Origin of the sequence: Gemmatirosa kalamazoonensis, assembly GCF_000522985.1 — a bacterium.
GTDB lineage: Bacteria > Gemmatimonadota > Gemmatimonadetes > Gemmatimonadales > Gemmatimonadaceae > Gemmatirosa > Gemmatirosa kalamazoonensis.
Genome location: NZ_CP007128.1, coordinates 94,067 through 116,387, shown reverse-complemented (window position 1 = coordinate 116,387; position 22,321 = coordinate 94,067). Strand labels below are relative to the sequence as shown.

At 71.3% G+C, this 22,321-nt stretch carries 15 protein-coding genes; 5 read left to right on the top strand and 10 right to left on the bottom strand.

The window, feature by feature from the left end; genetic code table 11:
- Positions 1-22 precede the first annotated feature (22 nt).
- Positions 23-1,195, top strand: coding sequence for an acyltransferase family protein (locus J421_RS00635; protein WP_201773071.1), 1,173 nt, complete (start codon positions 23-25; stop codon positions 1,193-1,195).
- Between the two features lie 81 nt (positions 1,196-1,276).
- Here the strand turns inward: J421_RS00635 and J421_RS00630 are convergent, their stop codons facing one another.
- Positions 1,277-2,542: a glycosyltransferase gene (locus tag J421_RS00630; protein WP_025409222.1), complete on the bottom strand. Its 1,266-nt coding sequence runs from the start codon at positions 2,540-2,542 to the stop codon at positions 1,277-1,279.
- Positions 2,543-2,589: 47 nt separating this feature from the next.
- Positions 2,590-3,837, bottom strand: coding sequence for a glycosyltransferase family 4 protein (locus J421_RS00625; protein WP_201773070.1), 1,248 nt, complete (start codon positions 3,835-3,837; stop codon positions 2,590-2,592).
- Between the two features lie 445 nt (positions 3,838-4,282).
- Here J421_RS00625 and J421_RS31905 point away from each other — a divergent pair, with 445 nt between their 5' ends.
- From J421_RS31905 to epsD, 3 genes are read left to right on the top strand one after another with little or no spacing between them, the layout of a single operon-like run.
- On the top strand, positions 4,283-5,980 hold the full coding sequence (locus J421_RS31905) for an O-antigen ligase family protein (RefSeq protein WP_148306078.1): 1,698 nt from the start codon (positions 4,283-4,285) through the stop codon (positions 5,978-5,980).
- A gap of 17 nt (positions 5,981-5,997) precedes the next feature.
- Positions 5,998-6,693, top strand: a complete 696-nt coding sequence (locus J421_RS34465; protein ID WP_312845228.1) for an acyltransferase — start codon at positions 5,998-6,000, stop codon at positions 6,691-6,693.
- Positions 6,690-7,757, top strand: coding sequence for an exopolysaccharide biosynthesis glycosyltransferase EpsD (gene epsD, locus J421_RS00615; protein ID WP_025409218.1), 1,068 nt, complete (start codon positions 6,690-6,692; stop codon positions 7,755-7,757). Before J421_RS34465 ends, epsD begins: the two co-directional genes overlap by 4 nt.
- 25 nt (positions 7,758-7,782) lie before the next feature.
- Here epsD and J421_RS00610 read toward each other — a convergent pair whose 3' ends face one another.
- The 6 genes from J421_RS00610 to J421_RS00585 all read right to left on the bottom strand — a co-directional run bounded on the left by J421_RS00610 (position 7,783) and on the right by J421_RS00585 (position 19,211).
- Positions 7,783-9,543: a glycoside hydrolase family 44 protein gene (locus tag J421_RS00610; RefSeq protein WP_104022092.1), complete on the bottom strand. Its 1,761-nt coding sequence runs from the start codon at positions 9,541-9,543 to the stop codon at positions 7,783-7,785.
- A gap of 128 nt (positions 9,544-9,671) precedes the next feature.
- Positions 9,672-10,862 carry a glycoside hydrolase family 18 protein gene (locus J421_RS00605; protein WP_158508617.1) on the bottom strand — a complete coding sequence of 397 codons (1,191 nt, stop codon included), beginning with the start codon at positions 10,860-10,862 and terminating at the stop codon, positions 9,672-9,674.
- Positions 10,863-10,910: 48 nt separating this feature from the next.
- Positions 10,911-12,698 carry a glycosyl hydrolase family 18 protein gene (locus J421_RS00600; RefSeq protein WP_025409215.1) on the bottom strand — a complete coding sequence of 596 codons (1,788 nt, stop codon included), beginning with the start codon at positions 12,696-12,698 and terminating at the stop codon, positions 10,911-10,913.
- 344 nt (positions 12,699-13,042) lie between these two features.
- Positions 13,043-14,839: a glycosyl hydrolase family 18 protein gene (locus J421_RS00595; RefSeq protein WP_025409214.1), complete on the bottom strand. Its 1,797-nt coding sequence runs from the start codon at positions 14,837-14,839 to the stop codon at positions 13,043-13,045.
- Between the two features lie 467 nt (positions 14,840-15,306).
- Positions 15,307-17,088 (bottom strand): glycosyl hydrolase family 18 protein, encoded by a 1,782-nt coding sequence (locus tag J421_RS00590; protein WP_025409213.1) that lies wholly within the window; start codon positions 17,086-17,088, stop codon positions 15,307-15,309.
- 341 nt (positions 17,089-17,429) lie between these two features.
- Complete coding sequence (locus J421_RS00585) at positions 17,430-19,211, bottom strand: glycosyl hydrolase family 18 protein (RefSeq protein ID WP_104022089.1); 1,782 nt, start codon at positions 19,209-19,211, stop codon at positions 17,430-17,432.
- Positions 19,212-19,394: 183 nt separating this feature from the next.
- Here J421_RS00585 and J421_RS00580 point away from each other — a divergent pair, with 183 nt between their 5' ends.
- Positions 19,395-19,919, top strand: a complete 525-nt coding sequence (locus tag J421_RS00580) for a MarR family winged helix-turn-helix transcriptional regulator (RefSeq protein ID WP_025409211.1) — start codon at positions 19,395-19,397, stop codon at positions 19,917-19,919.
- Positions 19,920-19,928: 9 nt separating this feature from the next.
- On the opposite strand, the gene J421_RS00575 is transcribed toward J421_RS00580, so the two are convergent.
- A complete protein-coding gene (locus tag J421_RS00575; protein WP_025409210.1) occupies positions 19,929-20,585 on the bottom strand; it encodes a response regulator in 657 nt (218 codons plus the stop codon).
- Positions 20,582-22,312: a GAF domain-containing sensor histidine kinase gene (locus J421_RS00570; protein ID WP_025409209.1), complete on the bottom strand. Its 1,731-nt coding sequence runs from the start codon at positions 22,310-22,312 to the stop codon at positions 20,582-20,584. Before J421_RS00570 ends, J421_RS00575 begins: the two co-directional genes overlap by 4 nt.
- Between the last annotated feature and the right edge of the window lie 9 nt (positions 22,313-22,321).

The following is a 22,321-nucleotide window of genomic DNA, read 5'->3' as shown; positions in this document are numbered from 1 at the left end:
GCGCCATGACGCGCCCCTGGTCATGAGCGGGCACCAGCCCGCGCTCGACGGCGTCCGCGGCATCGCCGTGCTCCTCGTCGTGATCTTCCACACCACCCACCTGAGCTACGAGACAGCGGTGGGGAGGGTCGTGTGGTGGCTGGCGGGCGCCGGCTGGACGGGGGTCGATCTGTTCTTCGTGTTGTCGGGGTTCCTGATCACGGGCATCCTGTTCGACGCGAAGGGGAAGGCGAACTACTTCCGCAATTTCTACATACGGCGGGTGCTCCGAATCTTCCCGCTGTATTACGCCGTCCTCGCGGTGTCCTTCCTCGTGCTCCCGTCGCTGGCTGGCGCGCTCGCGCTCGACTCGCGTGTCACGACACAGGGGTTCGTGTGGTACGTGCTGTACCTGTCGAACTACTACCAGCTCTCGATCCCGTGGACACACCCGGTGCTCGGCGTCGTGTGGTCGCTCGCGATCGAGGAGCAGTTCTACATGGCGTGGCCGCTGCTGATCGCCTCAGTGTCCGCGAAGAGAGTCGCGCGCCTGTGCGCGATTGTCGCGGGACTCGCGGTCGCGGTCCGCACCGGTCTGACGATCGCGGGGCTGAACGGCGAAGCCACGTACGTGGTGACGTTCTGTCGCATGGATGCCCTCGCCGTCGGCGGGCTACTTGCCGTCACGCTTCGTACGAGCCGGGCGGCCGCTAGGCAGTGGCTACGACCCGCGCTTGCCGCCGCGGTGCCCGTGATCGCCGCGATGGTGCTGCTTCCGATGGGCTCGACGTACAACGTGCTGAAGGACACCATCGGCTATACAGCGACCGCGATTCTGTTCGCTGGACTGGTCTACGCTGCGGTCACGGGGAGCGCGGAGAACGTGGTGCGCCGTGCGTGCTCGTCGTCCGTCCTGCGCCTGTTCGGACGGTACAGCTACGCGATCTACCTGGTGCACTCGCCGCTCGACGCGATCCTTCGCCGGAAGCTGTTCCCGACGCCACTGCGCCAGATCGCGGGGTCGGATCTGCCGACGCAGGCGGCGTACTACGCGGTGGCGATCGGCCTCTCGTTAGGCCTCGCGCTCGTGAGCTGGAACCTGTTCGAGAAGCACTTCCTACGTCTCAAGGACCACTTCCCGTACGGGAAGGCGAGCGCAGCTGGCCCCGCCGCCGCCCCGATCGCCGCGACGCTCCAGTCGCCGGAGCCGGCCTGAGATCGGGCCACCGTCTCGGCCCATGAAGGAATCCGGTCGCCCCGTGCCACGGCACGGGCGACCGTTGTCGTGGGCCGGCGCTCAGGAGGCGAGGGACGGCTGCAACGCCGCGGCCCGATCGGGGACCGGATCGACGCGCTCCGGCGGCAGCAGACGCACCGCAGCGTGGCGCTCGATGAACCGCGCCACCCGGATAGTGGCGTCGCGAACCCCGAACTGCCGGACGGCGCGCGCCCGCGCAGCCGCACCCATACGACGCCGCAGGTCGGTGTCGCGAGCAAGGCGGCAGACCGCCTCCTCGATCGCGCGTTCATCGCCCTGTGCGGTGAGCACCCCTTCCGCGCCGTCGTCCACCATCACGGGTGTCGAGCCGATGATCGACGAGACCACGGGAAGGCCGCACGCCATCGCCTCCATGAGCGAGACCGGCGCGGCCTCGCCGAATCCGACGCTCGGCAGCACGAAGACGTCGGCGTCGTGCAGCACCTCGAGCACGCGTGATTCGCCGCACGTGCCGAGCAGCTCGACGCGGCCTTCCAGATCGAGGCGTCGCACCAGCGCCTCGATCTCGGCGCGTTCGGGCCCCTCGCCCACGAGCGTGTAGCGCACGTCCACTCCGCGCTCGACGGCGCGCGCCATGGCGGCGAGTGCATGTCGATGGCCCTTGCACGCGTCCAGCCGCGCCACGGTCACCATGTGCAGGCGGCCGGCGTCGAACGCGCGGCGCGCGGCATCGTGGAAATGATCGGTGTCGAGCCCCATCCACGTGGGCATGACTCGATCGGCGGGAAGGCCGACACGCTCCACGATCTGCGTCTTCAGGTGAGGGCCCGCGCAGGTCACGCACGACGCCTCCGCCATCTTGCTCGCGTGGTCGGTGCCGTAGACCGGTAGGTCGCCGTGCAGCGTGAGGCTGTACGTCGGTCCGCCGAGCAACCGGCAGAGCGCAACGACGTGCGCAGCATCGGCGCAGGAGTGCGCGTGGATGTGCCGGATCTCGTCTGCCGTCACGACCGCGAGGAGGTCCGCGGCGCAGGGGATCAGCCCGAGGTACTTCATCCGCTTGCGCAGCGGCGTCTCGCGCAATCCGAGGATGTACCGCACGCCGGCGAGCGTGCGCAGCGGGCGCGCGGCAAGTGTCGCCGCAGCGCGTGCCCACCGCGGGGGAAAGACGTAATGCGTCTCCGCCGTCGCGTCCGACGCGAAGGCGTGGCGACACGCGTCCGTTGCGGGCCGCCGCGTCGACAGCACGCGAACGGGCACACCCAGTCGACGGAACTCCGAGATCTCCCGCCAGAAGAAGATGTGCGTCTGCGTCGGGAACTCGGGGATCAGGATGCCGAGCATGATGCGTCCGGTGGAAGGAATCGTGGGGTGGCCTCGGCTCCCGAGGGTCAGTCGGGGTCGGGTAGCGGCATGCCGAAGTCGGGCTTCTCGCGCTGGCCGAGCACCCAGCGGTAGACCTCGACCGTCTGCGTCGCCTTCGCGTCCCACGTGAAGTGATGGAAGACGCGCTCGCGCGCGCGCCTTCCCATCGGCCGGATGCGTTCGGGGTCGGCGACCAGCTCGTCGAGCGTGGCCCGCAGCCGCGCGACGATCTCCGCGCGTCGACCGATCGGAAGCGCGTAGCCGGTGCGTTCGCTCACGAGCTCTCCGGGGCCGCCGTAGTTCACCACGATCGGCACGAGGCCGAGCGCCATCGCCTCGAGCACCACCGCGCCGCCGAACTCGCGGATGCTCGGGAACGCGAACACATGCGACTGCGAGAGGCGCTGCTTCAGCTCCGTGTGCTTCACCCAGCCCGCGAAGCTGCTCTCCGGCACCCCCTCGCGAGCGGCGAGCGCGCGCAGTTCCGGTGCCTGCGGGCCGTCGCCGATCAGGTCGAGCGTGAGCTTGCCGGCTCGCACCAGCGGGGCCGCCGCCTCGATCAGCATGTCGCAGCCCTTGTAGATCGTGAACCGACCGACGAACGCGACGCGCAGCGGAAGCTCCACCTCGCCGCTCACCGTGACGTCGAAGCGCGCCGGGTCGATCGCGTTCTCGGGGATGTAGACCGTCTTGTCCTGGTACGCCGGCGCGATCTGGGCGCGCGTGGCCATGGACCCGCAGATGATCGCCGCCGCGTGCCGGCGCGTGCCGCGGTAGCCTGGCAGCAGCTTGTACGCGTCGCGCACGTACGTGAGCCACTCGCGCTCCTTGAGCCGTGCGTGGTCGAAGCCGGGCGGCCATGGCAGGCCGCCGTTGAGCGGGCCGAGCACGAACGGCACGCCGGCCCGCGCGCACTTCGCCGCGAGGACGCTCGGCGTCGTCGGGGAGAGCGGTGTGAGTCGGTGGACGAGATCGAACTCACCGGCCTGGATGCGCGGCCCGAACTCCCGCCACAGCGCGCGCTCGAACGCGTAGTACGGGACCGCGCTGAACGCGGTGAGCGTGGTGAGTCCGCCTTGTCCGCCGGGACGCAGGAGCGCGGCTGCCCGGTCCATCATCCGTTCCACCGGCCGGGTGTCGATCGTCGTCAGTCGGCGCTCCGGGACGCCCTTCCGGAGGATCTGCTCCCGATTCCGGATCTGCGTCACGAGGTGGGCGTCGGTCCGACGTGACAGCGCCTCCCAGTGATTCCACCCCTCGAGCGGCACGGACACCCACTCGGGGTTTGCCAGCTCCGCGACGATCAGCGCCCGGATCTTCCGGTCGGGAGAGGTGGCAAAAAAGCGTTTGTCTCGCTGGACGCGGGAGACTACTTTGGCCGGCAAGATCGATACGGCTCGGGGCGGGGCTCGCACGGACGCCCTACGGCGCCAAGCGGTGGTCGCGATGGGGCGCAGACGTGAGCGCGGCGACCGGGCGGAAGGACCAGCTGGAGTCAATTAGTGCGTAAGCTGATTCTTATGTCAATACTGTTGGTGAGCGTCGGCCTCCCCATGGTCGCCGCTCGGGACCGCATGGCGCTGCGCGGGCTTCGTCGTACGGTCGTGGGCTTCGCCGCCTTCGTGGCGATTTACGTGTTCCTGCTCGTGCTCGTCCTACCGCGGCTGTAGCCGCGTCCAGCGGCGCCCGCCGCGCGCATCTCCCCTCAGACAGCACCCGATGCACACGACGCTGCCGCCTGTCGGTTCGACGGGCGATGGCTGGTCGACCCCGCCCGCCGTCCCCGCCCGTCGGCTGTTCGGCGGCCGCCGGCGCCCGGCACCCGCGGCGGGCGGGCGCGCGTCGCGGGCTCGTTGGGTCGTGGCCGCCGTGGCGGTGGCATCCGCGCTCGCCCTGCTCGCCACCGACAACCCGGCGGCGGCGGCCGGCCCCGCCGTGCTGGCCATGGTCGCGTACGCGCTGTGGACGCTCCCGCTGCGGTACGTCGTGTTCACGCTGCTGGTGCCCACGGCGGTGGCCTTCACGCCGCCTCGAAGCGTCACCGAGCAATACGAGATCCAAGCGAGCGGCATCCTGTACGAGCATTTCCTGAAGCCGCTCGAAGAGCTGTTGAATGGATACCTCAGTCGCGTCACGGGCGTCGGCGCGCTCGCGATCAGCGGCACCGAGATGCTCTACGTGGTGCTCATCGGCCTGGCGGCGCTGCGTGCGCTGCGCGGTCAGCGGATCGACACGGAAGGGTGGGCGCCGAGCGTGCGCATTCTGCTCGTGTCCGGGATCGCATCGCTCGTGGTCCTCGCGGTGCTCGAGGTGTCCGGGGTGTTGCGCGGAGGCGACGCGCGCTCGTCGCTGTTCCAGATCCGCCACCTCGCGCTGATGCCCCTGCAACTGGCGCTGTTCACGTACGCATTCCGCGACCGGCGCGACTTCGTGATCGCGGCGCTGCTCGTGACGGCGGGCGCGTGCCTGAAGATCTTCTTCGGCTCGTACTTCCTCCTCCACGATGCATGGCCGCGCGGCATCGAGCCCGAGGCGATGACCGACCACGAGGACTCGGTGCTGTATGTCGTCGTGATGTTCATGTGGTGTGCGGCGTGGATCCACCGGCCGCGGCGCCGTCTGGTCCTGCCGACGCTCGCCATCGTCGCGTGGACCTTCACCGGCATCGTCCTCAACGACCGGCGTATCGCGTACGTGAGTGTGGCTGCGAGCTTCGGCCTGCTCTATGTGTTGCTGCGCGGGCCGATCAAGCGCCGGATGACGCGCGGGGCCGTCGCGATGCTGCCGCTGCTCGCCGCCTATCTCGTGATCGCCAAGTCGCACGAGGGCGGCATCTTCAAGCCGGGGCACGAGTTCATGTCCGTGAGCGACGTGAACGACCCGTCGAACATGTGGCGCGAGATGGAGAACTTCAATCTGCTCGCGACGCTGAAGGTGAACCCGGTCATTGGGTCGGGGTGGGGACACGAGTACCTCGAGATCGTGAAGGCGGCCGACATCTCCGTCTACATGCCGCAGTACCGCCTCACGGCGCACAACAGTCTGCTCTGGCTGCTCGGCGTCAGCGGCATCGTTGGTTTCACTTTCATATGGATGCCGATTCCCATCGGCGTCTTCCTCGCCGCACGCAGCTATCGAAACGCGCGCGATCCGGTCGATCGCACTATCGCGGTCACGGTGCTCGCTGTCATCGTGTCGTACATCAATCTCGCCTGGGGCGACATGGGCACGCAGGCGAGCTACGCCACCACGCTGCTGGCGCTCGCACTCGCGGCGAGCGGCAAGCTCGCGCGCGCCACTGGCGCGTGGCCGGCCTCCGCGCGGCTGCTCGGTGCCCAGCATGTCGCGCGCCGCGCCCCGGCCGACGACCGCCTAACGGCAGGCGCGCCCGCGTCCGCCGGCGAGCCCCCGCTGTGAGCCCCACCGTGCACTCGATGTCGACCTCGCGGCTGGCCGGGCCATCCGCGCCCCCGGCGGCGCCTGTCGACCGCGACGCTGCGCGCGCGGTGCCCGGCCGGTGGGCCCGCGTGCGGCAGTACCTCGCCGCGCAGCGCGAGGAGCTGCACCCGCGCCTCGCGCTCGCCCGCGTGCTCGAGCGTCGGATCCCGTTCGGCGCGTTCAACGTCGTCCGTGGCACGCTGTACCGCCTCGCGGGCTTCGACGTCGCGCCACGTGTGCGCGTCGCCGGGCCGCTCACGCTCTGGGGCACGGGGAACATCTACGAGCGCCTCTCCGTCGGCACGCGCACGTTCATCAACTCGCCCGCACACATCGAGCTGAACGCGCCGGTCCGCATCGGCGCGCACTGCGCGTTGGGCCACCACGTCGTCATCATCACGACGAACCACGAGATGGGGCCGAGCACCCAGCGCGCGGGCGACATCTATCACGCGCCGGTAACCATCGGCGACGGCGTCTGGATCGGCGCGTGCGCGACGATCCTGCCGGGCGTCACCATCGGCGACGGCGCGTTCGTCGGCGCCGGCGCCGTGGTCACGCGCGACGTGCCGCCTAACGCGCGCGTGGCCGGCCCGCGGGGCGAGGTCATCGGCATCATGGGCGAAGACGCGCCGCCGCGCCGTCGGCACGACCGTCTCCGCGACCCCGCCAGCCAATCTCCGGCGACATGACCACCGCCCCCACGCCGGCGGTGAGCGTCGTCATCGCGACGTACAACCGCGCCGACTCCGTCGCACGCCTCCTCGGCGAGCTCGCGACGCAGACGATCGGGCCCGACCGCTTCGAGGTCGTCGTCGTCGACGACGGATCCGCGGAGCCGGTCGCGCTGCAGCTCGAGGCGCTCGGGCTGCCGTACGTGCTGCGAGCGCTCACGCAGCCTAACGCGGGGCCGGCGGCGGCTCGCCACCGCGCGTTGGGGCAGGCGCGGGGCGATCTCGTCGTGATCGTCGACGACGACATGCATGTCGCACCGACGTTCCTCGCCGAACACCTCGCGGCCCATCCCCCCGGCACGCGGCGCGTGGTCCTCGGCCGCATCCGCATCGAGTCGGCGGAGACGCAGCCGCTGTTCGAGCGCTGCCACATGTACCTGTTCGAGAAGCTCGAGCGGAACGTGCGCGCCGGCCGCGTCGCGCTGCGCGGCACGAACCTCTATACCGGCAACGTCTCGTTCGCGCGCGCCGAGTACTTCGCCGTCGGCGGCTTCGACCCGGCGTTCCGGCTCTCCGAGGACGCGGAGCTCGGTGTGCGCCTCGACCTCGCCGGCTGCGAGCTCGCGTTCGCCGATGGCGCGACCGCGCTGAGCGCCTCGGACCACCGCAGCACGAGCGCGTGGATGCGCCGTTCCGCGGCGTACGGCGTGGCCGACATGCGCGTCTGGCAGAAGCACCCGCAGGCGACGTGGGCGAACCCGTGGCGCTTCCTGTTCCTCATGAATCCCGCGTCGCGCCCGATGCTGCTCGCCAGCGCGCTCGCGCCGCGCTTCGGGCGCGCGCTCGCGTGGCTCGCCATGGGCGCCTCGCTCGCCCTTGCCACACTCGGCGCGGAACGCGTGGCGATCGCGGGCGCCACGTTCGTCTACGGGCTCCAGTACTTCTCCGGCGTCGGTACGCACGCGGGGTCGTTGGGCGGCCGCGTGCGCTCGCTCGCGCGCTACGTGCGGGCACGGCGGGCGGAGCGCGATGCGTCGCGCGTGATGGCGGCGCGCCCGGAGCTGCGATCCGCGTCGCGCTGAGCCGCGACGCGGAGCATCGCGCGCGTCAGCGACGCAGCACGAGCGTGCTCACGCTCAGCGGCGGCATCGTGTAGGGCACCGCGCTGCCGCCGTCGAGCGGCACGACCGCGGCCCGTTGTGGGCCGGGCGCGTCGGCCGTCAACGTGTAGACCTCCATCGTGCGCCAGCCGCTGACGCCGGCGACCTCGATCACAGCGGGCCGCGGCCGCGCGAGCTTGTTGATCGCGACCAGCACCACACGCGACGCGTCGCCGTCGTCGGTGCTCGCGTAGACCGACGTCGTGCGCGGCGTGGACGTGTGCGCCGCGAGCCCCACGCCGCCGAACCCGCCGCCGCGGCCGTCGTAGTCGCGGTACATCCGGAACGCGCCCACGATGTAGCGGTAGGCGCGGTCCGCGTTGCCGCCGTACGGCACCGCCGCCGTGTTCGCGGTCGGCCAGAGCGTCGCGGCGAACACACCCTCGCGCCCGAAGATGCCTAACACGTCGGCCTGCGCGATGCCGCCGGAGATGTCGCCCCCGCGGCCGTAGAAGTACTCCGAGATGGCGATCTTCGTCCCCGGGTAGTGGGCCGCGATCTTCTCGCGCAGCAGCGGCAGCAGCCGGATCGGCCCGCCCCGCACGCCGCTCACCCAGCTCTTCTCGTCGTACGTCGAGTCCCATAGCGACCGCGGCGCCTGCAGGCGCGCCTGCACCATGGCGGGCGTCTGCGTCGCCATGTCGTCGTCGATCTTCGAGCCGTCGACCTGGATCTCGGGATACCAGTGGAGGTCGAGCACGTCGAGCAGGCGCCGGCCGCCGGCGCGCTCCGCGTCGCGCATGCGGTCGAGGTACACGTCGAGGAAGTCCTGCCGACCGTACTTCGGGTCCGGGGTGGGGTAGCGAGCGAACGTCGTTGCGCCGGTCCACGTCGCGGTGCCGGGCCCGAACACGAGCGCGTCGGGGGCGACCGCCTTGACGGCGCGCGCGTACGAGATCGTCCGATCGATGAACTCGTCGTACGTCAGCGTCGCCATCTTGCCGCCGACCTTCGGCATGATCTCCTCGTGCGTCGCGCCCCACACGTCCGGCTCGTTGTCGAGCGCGAAGAACAGCGGGGTCGTATCGCTGCGCGCCACGCGCGGCGCGCGGTGGGTGAGCCAGTACACGAACTCGTCCTGGTACACCGCGCTGTCGTCCACGTCGGGCGCGAGCGCGAGCGTCCCACGCTTGCTCGGGAGGCTCCGGACGAACCGCGCCGCGAGGCGCGCATGTAGCGTTGTGGGGTCGGTGCCCACGCTCGTCTCGTCCATGTCGCGCGCCACGTAGCCGATCATCGGCACCGTGACGATCGTGCCCGCACCGCGTGCCGCCGCGCCGTCCACACGCACGCGCACCGCCTCGCCAGGCGTCGTGCCGCCGCCGAGGTAGTCGTCGTTCTGGTAGTTCCAGTCGCGCCCCGCGTTGCTCGCGTTGTTCTCCCAGTTGTACGCGGTCAGCCGGTTGCCGCCGAAGCGGCTCAGCGTCACACCACTCGGCCACTCCGGCGCGCTGGAGTCGTGTGGTGCACCGTAGCCGTTGATCCCGTAGATGTACCGCGAGATCGGGAAGCGCGTCGACGCGTCGATCGCGAAGCGCGCGGGCTGCGAGTCGGCGGCGGTCTCACGGAGGGTGCCGTCGCTCCGTTCCTCCGCGTCGCCCACGCGGCACGCCGCGATCGCGGCGGCGGCGACGACCAAGGCGAGGGGGACGATGCGCCGCGCGAGCGCACGACGGGTACGGCGGGGGGAGGGGGACTGCTGACGCATCTTCGGCGAACGGCGTGGCCGGCGCGCGGGGTCCGAGATGTCCAACGGGACCCGGGCGGCAGAGAAGGGAGGGCGGACCGAATATAGGATCCGCCTACCGTCCGCGCAGCATTCGGTTGCGTCCTGCGCTACGGGAAGAGTGCGCCGTACGCGGCGCGCAGCAGCGGATCCTGCTGCCCGCTCGCCGCCGATGGGACGTGCTGCTCGTTGATCGTCCACATCATCACGCCGCCGAGGCCCTGGCTCCGCACGTACGCCGCCTTGTCGGCCACCGAGCGGGGGTCCTCGTAGGAGATCATCGTGCACCGCGCGGGCCCCGTCGCCGTGGCGTAGCTCAGATAGCTCGCGTGCGCCGTGCTGTCCCACCGATACGCGGTCGCGTTGTAGTAGCTCCCGACGATGTGCGCGTACGAGATGTCGTTGTCTCCGGCGACGACCCCCGCGCGGGTGCCGTCGAGCGGCTGCAGCATGGTGGAGACGCCCTGCCAGCAGGAGCCGTACGCGCCGACACCGACGCCGAGCTTCGCGGCGGGCACGCCGATGCGCCGATAGGCGGCCACCGTACCGGCGATGGAGCTCGGGCGGTTGCCGGCCTCGCCGGAGAGCGCCGCGAAGTGCCAGCTCACCCAGCCGCCCCAGTTGTCGGCCATCTCGTACGTCATGAGGTTGAACTGGTCGACGAGCGGCGCGAGCTGCGCATACCACGCGTCGGCGCCGAAGTTCGTGTTCACCCATCCCGCCGGGAACGTGATCACCATCCCCGGCTTCGCGGCGCGCAGATCCTTCAGGAACTGCAGCACCACCGGCTTGTCCGCGTCGTCCACCGGCTCCCAGTCGACGTCGACCCCGTCGAAGCCGAGGGTGTTCATGGTCTGCACGAGGTTCGCGACGAAGCGCGCGCGGTTCGCAGTCGACGCCGCGCTCGCGAGCTGGTCGTGGAACCCGTCGCCGCCGATCATGACGATGGCCTTGCGGCCCGCCGCGTGCGCGCGGGCCGTGAGCGCCTTCGCCATCACCGGCCCGTTCACGTCGTCGATGAAGAAATGGGTCTCCACGCCGCCCGCGGGCGTCGGGATCGCCGCGCCGACCACGATGTGCGTGAGATTCGTGAAGTCGACGGCGGTCTCCGGGTACAGCTCGCGCTGGTAGCCGACGTAGTAGCCGGTGACCCAGCGCTCGCCCGCCGACACCGGGCCCGGGGGCGACGGCTCCTCGGGCCCGACGGCGGCGGACGAGTGGTCGGACAGACACCCCTGCGCCCCGAGGAGGAGCAGCGTCGCCGCGGCGCGCACCGCGGCCGACGAGGCGCGAAGAGACACGAAACTACCCTCGACTCTGATGGACGGTGGGCGCCGACGATGCCCGGCTCACTGCATGGCGGTGTACGCCGCGCGGAGGAGGGGGTCGCGCTGGCCGGCGGCGGCGTTCGGCAGGTACTGCTGATTGATCGTCCACATCATCGCGCCGCCGACACCCTGGCTCTTCACGTACGCGCCCTTGGCGGCAACGGATTGCGGATCGTCGTAGGACACCATTGTACAACGGTCCGGCCCCGTTGGCGACGAGAAGCTGAGGTACCCGACCTGCGCGGTCGCGTCCCACCGATACGCGCTCGCCTTGTAGTACAGCGTCATGATGTTCGTGAAGCTCATGTCGTTGTCGCTCGCCACGACCGTCGCCGGCGTGTTGTCGATGTTCGTGAGCATGGTGCTCACCCCCTGCCAGCACGAGCCGTACGCCCCGATCCCCGCTCCGAGCTTCGAGAGCGGGATGCCGAGCCCGTGGTACATGGCGATCGTGCTGGAGACCGAGCTCGGTCGGTTGCCCGCGCTGCCGAACAGCGCGCTGGAGTGCCAGCTCACCCAGCCGCCCCAGTTGTCGGCCATCTCGTAGCTCATCACGTTCATCTGGTCGACGAGCGGGGCGACCTGGGCGTACCAGGGGTCGGCGTCGCCGGGGAAGTTCGTGTTGAGCCACCCCACCGGGAACGTGATGATCGCGTTCGGCTTCGCCGCGCGGATGTCCCTCAGCAGCTGCAGCACGCGCGGCTTGTCCGCCGCGTCGATCGGCTCCCAGTCGACGTCCACGCCGTCGAAGCCGAGGGCGTTCATCGCGGCGACGAGGTTCGTGATGAACTTCGTGCGGTTCGCGCTCGACGTCGCGCTCACGAGCTGCGCGTGCCAGCCGTCGCCGCCGATCATCATGATCGCCTTACGCCCCGCCGCGTGCGCGCGCGTCGTGAGCGCCTTCGCCATGATCGGCCCGTTCACCGGGTCGACGTAGAAGTGCGTGTCCAACCCGCCGCTGAAGTTCGGCTGTGCCGCTGCGACGATGAGGTGCGTGATGTACGAGAAGTCGACGTTCGCCACCGGGTACTCCGCCTGCTGGTAGCCGGCGTAGTAGCCGGTCATCCACCGCCCGCTCGGCGGCGGGGGCGGCGGTGGCGCGGCGGTGATCGTGATCGACCGCGTCGCGGTGGCCGTCGCGCCCTTCGAGTCGGTGGCAGTCAGCGTGATCGTATGCGCGCCCACGGTGAGCGTCGTCTTCGTGAGCGACGCACCGGTGCCGAGCTGGCCGTCCCGGGAGCTGGTCCACACGAGCGACGCGCCCGACAGCACGCCGTCTTCGGGGTCCGCCCCGGCGCCCGTGAACGTCACGGTCGAGCCCTGCGCGAACGTGGCGTTGTTCGCCGGCGCGGAGATCGCGGCCGTCGGCGGCTGATTCGTCGGCGCGGCCACGCCGACGGGCACCTGCTTCGACACGGACCCGGTCAGTCCCTTCGCGTCCGTCACGGTGAGCGTCACCGTGTACACGCCGGTGCTCGGCCATGTGTTCTTCGTCGTCGGCACTTGCTTCGTCTCGGAGCGACCGTCGCCCCAGGTCCACGTGTACGAGACGATCGCGACGCCCGTCGCGCTCGCGGTGCTCGTGCTCCCGTCGAACGCGCACTGGCGCGGCTTGAGCCCGGCGGCGGTGCACGTCCAGGTGAAGGCCGCCCCGGGCGTCGCGCTGGCCGCCACTCCCTGGGTCAGACTGGCGCGCTCGCGCGGCGACGTGACGGCGGGCCCGCCGTCGGGCGAGCAGGCGAGCGCGCCGAGGAGCAGCAGCAGCGCGGATGCGGCGCGAGCGGGTCCGGCCCATGCGCGATGGGGCACGACGTTCCTCCTGTGCGTGGTGACGGTCGCCGCGGGAAGGAGGCCGACCGCGCCGGTGGCAGCGGCGGTGCGGCGGGGGACCGGGCGGCGGCCGGCCGGTGCAGCGGTGGACGACGGCGTCGGCGGACGTCGACTGCAGAGGCGCTCGTGCGGCTCGCGGCCGGCGCCGGCGAGGGCACACGGCGGACCGAACAATGGCGGGAAAGGCGGGCGAAGTATGTCACGACGCCCCCGCTCTGTCACCAGGCCGAATCGCGCCGGCCGGTGATCCCGGGCACAGAAACGCGACGGACGCCGCGAGGCCTCGCGGCGTCCGTCGCTGTCATGTCACGGCCGAGCGTCGGTCACTGCATCGCGCCGAACAGCGCCTGCAGCAACGGGTCCTGCTGACCACTTGCCGCGCTCGGGAGATGCCCCTCGCCGATCGTCCACACGATCGCGCCGCCGAGTCCCGCGCTCTTCACGTAGGCGCCCTTCGCGGCGACCGAGCGCGCGTCCTCGTACGAGATCATCGTGCACTGATTCGGGCCCGTCGGCGACGCGAAGCTGAGGTAGCCCGCCTGCGCGGTCGCGTCCCATCGGTATGCGGCCGAGTTGTAGTACAGGCTCATGATGTTCGCGAAGCTCATGTCGTTGTCGTTCGCCGTCACGGTCGCCGGCGTGCCGTCGATGGACGCGAGCATGGAGCTCACGCCCTGCCAGCAGGAGCCGTAGGAGCCGACGCCGACGCCGATCTTCGCCGCGGGCACGCCGGCCTGGATGTACGCCTTCGCCGACCCGGCGATGGAGCTCGGATGGTTGCCCGCCTCGCCCGACAGCGCGGCCTGGTGCCAGCTCGTCCAGCCGCCCCAGTTATCGGCCATGCCGTACGTCATCATGTTGAACTGGTCGACGAGCGGCGCGAGCTGCGCGTACCACGGGTCGGCGCCGAAGTTCGTGTTCACCCAGCCGACCGGGAACGTGAGGATGATCCCGGGCTTCGCCGCGCGGAGGTCCTTCAGGAACTGCAGCACGGCCGGCTTGTCCACGTCGTCCACCGGCTCCCAGTCCACGTCGATGCCGTCGAAGCCGAGCGTGTTCACGACCTTCACGAGGTTCGCGACGAACGTGGCCCGGTACGTCGACGACGTGGCGCTCACGAGCTGGCTGTGGAAGCCGTCGCCGCCGAGCATCATGATCGCCTTGCGACCGTACTGGTGGGCACGCGCCGTGAGGTTCCGCGCCATCTTCGGCCCGTTCACGTTGTCGACGAAGAACGCGGTGTCCACGCCGCCCGCCGACTTGGGCAGCGCAGCGCCGACGATGACGTGCGTCATGTACGTGAAGTCGACGCTCGTCTCGGGGTAGAGATCGCGCTGGTACCCGGTGTAGTAGCCGCTGACCCACCGGCTGCTCGGCGCCGGCGCCGGCGCGGTGGTGGTCGGCGCGACGACCGTGATGGAGCGCGTCGTCGTGACGCTCGCACCCTTCGAGTCGGTCGCCTTCAGCGTGATGGTGTGCGTGCCCGCCGAGAGCGTCGTGGTGCTGAACGACGCGCCGGTGCCGATCTGCCCGTTGATGGAGCTCGTCCAGACGAGCGACGCACCGGAGAGCGTGCCGTCCTCCGGATCCGTGCCGGCGCCGGTGAACGTCACGCTCGCGCCCTGCGCGACGCTCGCGCCGCTGGTCGGCGCGCTGATCGTCGCCGTCGGCGCGGCGTTAGGCACCGTCAGGGCCTTCGGCGTCACGGCGTTCGAGCGCGACGACGCGGGCCCGCTGCCCGACGCGTTGGTCGCGACGACGGTGAACGTGTACTTGGTGCCGTTCGTCAGCCCCGTGACGGTGGCGGCGGTCGTCGGCGCCGTCACGGTGACCTTGATGCCGCCTGGCGACGACGTCACGGTGTAGCTCGCGAGCGCGCTCGTGCCGCTGCTCGTCGGCGGCTGCCACGCGACCGTGGCCTGCGCGTCCCCCGCCGTCGCCTGCACGCTCTGCGGTGCGGACGGCAGCACGCGCGACGCCTTCTCGGCGCTCGCCGACGTGGTGGGCGCGGTGAGCGTGTGGCCGTCCGGGCCGCACGCGGCCAGGGCGACGAGCGCGGTGAGCGCGACGGCGTGCGCAGATGTGCGAACGACGGCTGCTGCGACTCGACGATGAGGCACGACGATCCTCCGATGTTGCGACGTGCCGCGATCGGTGACGTTGGTCTCGACCGATCGAGCGCCCGATGGCGCCGGCCCGACGAGGGCCGCGAGGCGACACGCATGACCAGGCGTCCTGCGGCGCCGGACCGTTCCGGGCGCCGCCGAGACGCTGCCTGTTCCTGCCGTACGACGTACTGCACGACAACGGCTGCGTCGGGGCGCCGAGCGCGTGCGTCAACGCTCGATCGCTTCCCCCCACCGGTCGACTCGGTGGCGCCGTTATGACGCCCCGGTCATTCGCGCGGTAACAACGCGAGCACGTGTGGCGCGCGTGCGACACGTGCGCTCCCGTGTCGGCGCTGCGCCACGCCGAGCCGCCTGCCTAACGATCGATAGATGCCTAACGCGACGCGGGCGCCCCGGCAGTCCCGGAGCGCCCGCGTCGCGCCATATCGCGCGATGTCGCGCGATGTCGCGCGAACGACCTACTGCATCGACGTGTACAGCGCCTGCAGCAGCGGATCCTGCTGGCCGGCCGCGGCGGTCGGCACGTGCCCCTGCTGCACGGTCCACACGATCGCGCCGCCCAGCCCCTGGCTCTTCACGTACGACCCCTTCGCCGTCAGCGAGCGCGGATCCTCGTACGAGACCAGCGTGCACTGCTGCGGCCCCGTCGGCACCGCGAAGCTGAGGTACCCAGCCTGGGCCGCGGCATCCCACTTGTACGCCGTGGAGTTGTAGTACGAGCTCATGATGTTCGCGTAGCTCATCGCGTTGTCGCTCGCGGTCACCGACGCCGGCGTGTTGTCGATCGTCGCGTACATCGTGCTCACGCCCTGCCAGCACGAGCCGTAGGTGCCCGCCCCGATGCCGATCTTCGACGCCGGCACGCCGGCGCTGACGTACGCGCTCGCCGACCCGGCGATGGAGCTCGGGTGGTTGCCGGCGTGGCCCGTCAGCGCGCCCTGGTGCCAGCTCACCCAGCCGCCCCAGTTGTCGGCCATCTGGTACGTCATGAGGTTGAACTGGTCGACCAGCGGCGCCACCTGCGCGTACCACGCGTCGGCGCCGAAGTTCGTGTTCACCCAGCCCGCGGGGAACGTGATGATGAGCCCGGGCTTCGCCGCGCGCAGATCCTTCAGGAACTGCAGCACGACGGGCTTGTCGGCGGTGTTGATCGGCTCCCAGTCGACGTCGATGCCGTCGAAGCCGAACGCGTTCATCGCCTTCACGAGGTTCGACACGAACGCCGCGCGGTACGTCGAGTTCGTCGCGGTGACGAGCTGATTGTGCCAGCCCGCGCCGCCGAGCATCATGATCGCCTTGCGGCCGAAGGAGTGCGCGCGCGCCGTGAGATTGCGGGCCATGCGCGGGCCGTTGACGTTGTCGATGAAGAACGCCGTGTCGAGCCCCGCGCCCGTTCCGGTCGGCAGCGCCGCGCCCACGACGATGTGCGTCATGTACGTGAAGTCGACGCTCGTCTCGGGATACAGCGAGCGCTGATAGCCGACGTAGTAGCCCGTCAGCCAGCGCGAGCTCGTGGTCGGCGGCGGCGTCGGCGCGTTGATCGTGATCGAGCGCGTGACCGTCCCCTTCGCGCCCTTCGAGTCGGTCGCGGTGAGCGTGATGGTGTGCGTGCCGGCGGAGAGCGTCGTGGTGCTGAACGACGTGCCGGTGCCGATCTGGCCGTTGATGGAGCTCGTCCAGACGAGCGACGCACCGGAGAGCGCGCCGTCCTCCGGATCCGTGCCGGCGCCGGTGAACGTCACGCTCGCGCCCTGCGTGTATGTCGCGCCGCTCGTCGGCGCCGAGATCGATGCGGTGGGCGCCTGGTTCGTCGTCGTCGTGCCCGGCGGCGTCACCGCGTTCGACGGCGCCGAGGCGGGGCTCCAGTAGCGGGTGCCGGCGGCGTCGTGGACCGTGACCGCGTACACGACGAACGTGTACGTCGTGCCGTTGGTCAGCCCCGTCATCGTCGTCTTGAGCTGCGACGCCGCGACGAACAGCGCCTTGCCGCTCGGCGACGCCACGACGCGGTAGTACTCGATGGCGTACGTGCCCGAGCTCGCGGGCGCCTGCCACGTCACCGTGGCCGACGTGTTGCCGGCCGTCGCCGTCACGCTCTGCGGCGCCGACGGCGCCTGAACGGTGCCGGTCGCGAGACGCGGCGACGACGGCTCGAGCACGCGCGACGCGTCCGTATCGCTGCTGCACGCCAGCGCCGCGAGAACGAGCGCCGAGGAGATGGTGGTGACGATCGCACGCACGGCTACGGCTGCTCTGCTGATACGGTGATGCACGCCTTTCCTCCGGGGGTTCGACGCGGTCGACTGTCGACAGACTCCGGAGGAGCCGGCGACCGCAGGCGGCTCGCGTGCGGCGCCTTGGCGACGCACGTGCCATCGTGACGGGTGGGTCACGAAGTCTTACCCGATCGCGGCCTTGATTGTCATGCGAGCTCCCGCGGTGTGTGGCCCAGGTCACGCACGCGCGAGATTCGTCGCGTTAGGGGCCTAACACGCCCGCCGGCGGACGCGGACGACGCCGATCGCTCCGGGTCGTCCACGCCCGCCGGCGGGCGCCGGCGTGTGCCGCGAGACGCGGCGCGCTACTGCATGGCGCCGTACAGCGCTTGCAGGAGCGGGTCCTGCTGACCGGCCGCGGCCGTAGTCAGGTGCCCCTGGCCGATCGTCCAGACGATGGCGCCGCCGAGGCCCTGGCTCTTCGCATAGGCGCCCTTCGCGCTCACCGACTGCGGATCCTCGTAGGAGACCATCGTGCACCCCTGCGGCCCGGTCGCCGACGCGAAGCTCAGGTAGCCCATCTGTGCCGTCGCGTCCCACTTGTAGGCCGTCGACGAGTAGTACGAGCTCATGATGTTCGCGTAGCTCATCACGTTGTCGCTCGCCACGACACCGGCGGTCGAGCCGAGCGTCTGCAGCACCGCGTTCGTGCCGCTCCAGCACGAGCCGTACGCGCCGATGCCCACGCCGAGCTTCGCCGCCGGCACGCCGACAGCGACGTACGCGCGCACGCTGCTCGACACGGAGCTCGGGTGGTTGGCGGCCTCGCCGTACAGCGCCGCGGAGTGCCAGCTCAGCCAGCCGCCCCAGTTGTCGGCCATCTGATACGACATGACGTTGATCTGATCGACGTACGGCGCGATCTGCGCAGCGAAGGTGTCGGACAGACCGAAGTTCGCGTTCACCCAGCCGACGGGGAACGTGATGATGATCCCCGGCTTCGCCGCGCGCAGATCCTTCAGGAACTGCAGGGCCTGCGGCTCGTCGGCGCTGTTCACCGGCTCCCAGTCGACGTCGATGCCGTCGAAGCCGAACGCGTTCATCGCCTTCACGAGGTTCGACACGAACGCCGCGCGGTACGTCGAGTTCGTCGCGGTGACGAGCTGATTGTGCCAGCCCGCGCCGCCGAGCATCATGATTGCCTTGCGGCCGAAGGAGTGCGCCCGTGCGGTGAGGTTGCGCGCCATCTTCGGGCCGTTCGTGTTGTCGATGAAGAACGTCGTGTCGAGCCCCGCGCCGCTCCCCGTCGGCTCCGCGGCGCCGACGATGACGTGCGTCATGTACGTGAAGTCGACGCTCGTCTCGGGGTACAGCGACCGCTGATAGCCGACGTAGTACCCGCTCACCCAACGCGCGCTCGGCGCCGGCGCCGACGCGGTCACCGTGATGGTCACGGTCGCGCTCCCTTTCGCGCCCTTCGAGTCGGTCGCGGTGAGCGTGATGGTGTGCGTGCCCGCCGAGAGCGTCGTCGTGCTGAACGACGTGCCGGTGCCGATCTGCCCGTTGATGGAGCTCGTCCAGACGAGCGACGCACCGGAGAGCGCGCCGTCCTCCGGATCGCTGCCGGCGCCGGTGAACGTCACGCTCGCGCCCTGCGCGACGCTCGCGCCGCTCGTCGGCGCGCTGATCGTCGCCGTCGGCGACGCGTTAGGCGCGGTCGCGGCCTTCGGCGTCACCGCATTCGACGGGCTCGACGCGGGACCAGAGCCGGACGCGTTCGTCGCGACCACGGTGAACGTGTACGTCGTGCCGTTCGTGAGCCCCGCGACGGTGGCAGTGGTCGCCGACGCGGCCACGGTCGCCGTGATGCCGCCCGGCGACGACGTCACGGTGTAGCTCACGAGCGCGCTCGTGCCGGTGCTTCTCGGCGGCTGCCACGCGACCGTGGCCTGCGCATCGCCCGCCGTCGCCTGCACGCTCTGCGGCGCGGACGGGAGGTTCCTCTTGTTCTTGTCGAGCCGAGCGGCGTCCGACGGCGCGGTGATCGAGCGCTGGTCGGTCGAGCACGCGAGCGCCCCGGCGAGCAGCACCAGCGGAACGAAACGAACGACGGTGGCGACTGCGGCAGCTCTTGCACGATGACTCACGACGGTCCTCCTGAAATGTCGACGCGGTCGTCTGGTCGATCAGTTCGGGAGCCGGTGACCGCCCGCGGCTCGCGGGACGGCGCGCTTGGCGACCCTCGTGCCATCGCGACGCCGACGACGGGGGCTTTCGGTGACGCGGGTCACTCGTGCCGGAGTCTCGGCGGTGAGCTATCTTTCGACACGATGACCGCCACCCCTCGACGCCTCTCCGAGCCCGACGTCGGCGCCCACGAGCGCGACGCGCTGAAGCTGTGGGTCGTGCTCTCGCGCGCGCACGCCGCGATCACCGACCGCGCGAGCGAGCACATCGCCCAGTACGGGATGACCCTCGCCGAGTTCGGCGTGCTCGAGGCGCTCTACCACAAAGGCCCGCTGCTCCTCGGCGAGGTGCAGCGCAAGCTGCTCGTCTCGAGCGGCGGCGTGACGTACCTGGTCGACCGACTCGAGCGCCGCGGCTTCGTGCGCCGCGACGCCTGCCTGGAGGACCGGCGGGCCCGCTACGCCGTGCTCACCGACGAGGGTACCGCGTTCGTCCGCCGCGTATTCCCCGAGCACGCCGCGGCCATCCGCGAGGCGGTCGCGGGCCTCGACGGCGAGGAGCAGCTCGTCGCCACGCGTCTCATCCGCAAGCTGGGCCTCGCCGCGGCGGGGCGCGCCGACGGCTACGCCACCGAGGGCACGAACGCCGGCGACGCGACGGAAGGCTGACGCGTCGCGTCAGGACGCGAGGCCGTTCCGCACCGCCCACAGCACCGCCTGCGCGCGGTCGCGCGCGCCAATCTTCTCGTACGCGGCGCTGACGTAGCCCTTCACGGTCCCCTCGCTCAGCCCGAGCGTGCCGGCGATGCGCTTGTTGCTCTCCCCGGACGCGACGAGCGCCAGCACCTCGCGCTCGCGACGCGTGAGCGTGGGCATCGGCGCGCGCTTCGCCTCGGGCGGACGGCGGCCGAGGCGGTCGCGCCGGAGCTGCTCGCGCGCCACGGGGTGCAGCGTCGCGCGGCCCACGGCGGCGTCGCGCACGGCCTGCAGCAGCTCGCGGCGCGCCACGTCCTTCAGCAGGTAGCCCACCGCGCCGGCCCGCACGGCGTCGGCCGCGCGCTCCTCCTCGCCGTAGCTCGTGAGGATCACGACGCGGCACGGCGCGCCCGCGCTGCGGAGTCGCCGCGTGGCCTCGATGCCGTCGAGCGCGGGCATGCGCAGGTCCATGAGCACCACGTCGGGGCGCAGCGCGAGCGCGAGACGCACGGCCTCCGCGCCGTCGGCCGCCTCGCCGACGACCTGCACCTCGCGCTCGGTGAGGAACGTGCGCAGCCCCTCGCGCACGAGCGGATGGTCGTCGGCCACGACGACGCGGATGCGGTCGACGGGGCTCACGTCCGCACGAACGCGCTGACCACCGTGCCGCCCCCCCGCGCGCGCTGCACGCGCACGCGGCCGCCGAGCCGCTCGGCGCGCTCGCGCATCGACAGCAGGCCGAACCCGCGGCGCACGTCGCCCGGCGTGAAGCCCGCGCCGTCGTCGGTCACGGTCAGGCGCACGCCGCGGCGCGATCGGCCGAGCCGCACCGTCAGGCGTTCCGCGCTCGCGTGCTTCACAACGTTCGCCGTCGCTTCCTGCGCGATGCGGAACAGCGCCTCCTCCACCGGGGCGGGGGCCCGCCGCGCGCCGTAGCGCGCGGTGTCGAGCGAAGTCTCCAGCGCCGGCCGGTCGCGGCGCAGCTCCGCGAGATGGTGCGCGAGCGCCGCCGCGAGTCCCTCGCGCGCGACGCGGGCGAGCGGCGGCTCGCCGCCGCCTAACGGATCCGAGACGCGCACCTCCGGCCGCAGCTCCACGAGCAGCGCGCGCATCTCGGCGAGCGCGGAGCCGCTCAGCTCCAGCAGCCGGCCGCACCGGCGCGCGCCCTCCGCCGCGTCGCGCCGCCACGCGCTCTCCAGCGACTCGGCGATCAGCGTGAGGCTGAACAGCGTCTGCGTCACCGAGTCGTGCAGGTCGCGCGCGATGCGCTGCCGCTCCTCGAGCGCGGCGGCGCGCTGCGCGGCCTCGTAGAGGCGCGCGTTCTCCACCGCGGCCGCCAGCTGGTCGGCGACGATCGTGAGCGTCGCCGCGTCCTCGTCGTCGAACGGCCCGCTCCCCTCCACGTTCACGAGCCCCGCCACGCGGCCGCCGGCGAGGATCGGCACCGCGAGCTCCGCGGTGATCCCGGTCGACCGCGACATGGGGACGTAGCGCGGGTCGCACCTGGCGTCGTTCACGAGCACCGCGCGCGCCTCGCGTGCCGCGGCGCCCATGACGCCCATCGTCACCGGCTGTCGATGCTCGCCGGCGAGCATCGCCTTGTAGTCCCCGCCGAACGCGCGCACGACGAGCGTCGGCGGATCGCCCGGCTCGAGCAGCGGGATCGCGACGTTCGGGTAGCCGAGGATCTCGTGGATCGCGTCGGCGGCGCGCTGCAGCACGTCGTCGAGCCGCACGCCGGCGGCGACGATGCGCCCCACGCGCGCGACGAGCGCGAACCGCTCGGTGCGCTGCTGCTCGCGCGCGTAGCGGCGCGCGTTCTCGATCGCGATCGCCGCGTGGCGGGCGAAGATCTCGAGCGTCGCCACGTCGCGCCGCGACAGCCGGTCGTTAGGCACCGGCGGCTGCACGCCGATGCCGAACACGCCGATCATCTCGCCACGGCGCACGATCGGCACGCCGATCACGACGTCGTCCGCGAGCGCGGGCTGCGGGGGGTCGGGCAGGTCGCCGTAGCGCGACAGCACCGCCTGCCGGTCGCGCAGCACCGCACCGGCGAGCCCGATGCCGGCCGCCGCCTCGGCGCCCACCTCGTCGGGCGGCATGTTGTGCGCCGCCTCCGTGCGCACCACGCCGCGCGCCGGGTCGAACAGGCCGATCGTGCCGCGATCGGCGCCGATGAGATCGCACGCCCGCACGAGGAGCTGCGTGAGCAGCGGCCGCAGATCCAGCTCGCCGCTGATCTCTTCCACGATCGCCCGCAGCGTCTCGAGCGTCTGCGCTTCTCGCGAGCCACGCCGCACGCCCGACGGTGTGGCCGGGTCGCGCCGACGCTGAACCGGAAGGGCCGACGCGGGCACGGGCATGAGAGAGGG

Excerpts from the sequence above, each read along its gene's own strand:
- epsD (WP_025409218.1), top strand. The coding sequence starts at position 6,690 with ATGACCACCGCCCCCACGCCGGCGGTGAGCGTCGTCATCGCGACGTAC.
- J421_RS00570 (WP_025409209.1), bottom strand. The coding sequence starts at position 22,312 with ATGCCCGTGCCCGCGTCGGCCCTTCCGGTTCAGCGTCGGCGCGACCCG.
- J421_RS00635 (WP_201773071.1), top strand. The coding sequence starts at position 23 with ATGAGCGGGCACCAGCCCGCGCTCGACGGCGTCCGCGGCATCGCCGTG.
- J421_RS34465 (WP_312845228.1), top strand. The coding sequence starts at position 5,998 with ATGTCGACCTCGCGGCTGGCCGGGCCATCCGCGCCCCCGGCGGCGCCT.
- J421_RS31905 (WP_148306078.1), top strand. The coding sequence starts at position 4,283 with ATGCACACGACGCTGCCGCCTGTCGGTTCGACGGGCGATGGCTGGTCG.
- J421_RS00610 (WP_104022092.1), bottom strand. The coding sequence starts at position 9,543 with ATGCGTCAGCAGTCCCCCTCCCCCCGCCGTACCCGTCGTGCGCTCGCG.
- J421_RS00630 (WP_025409222.1), bottom strand. The coding sequence starts at position 2,542 with ATGCTCGGCATCCTGATCCCCGAGTTCCCGACGCAGACGCACATCTTC.
- J421_RS00580 (WP_025409211.1), top strand. The coding sequence starts at position 19,395 with ATGACCGCCACCCCTCGACGCCTCTCCGAGCCCGACGTCGGCGCCCAC.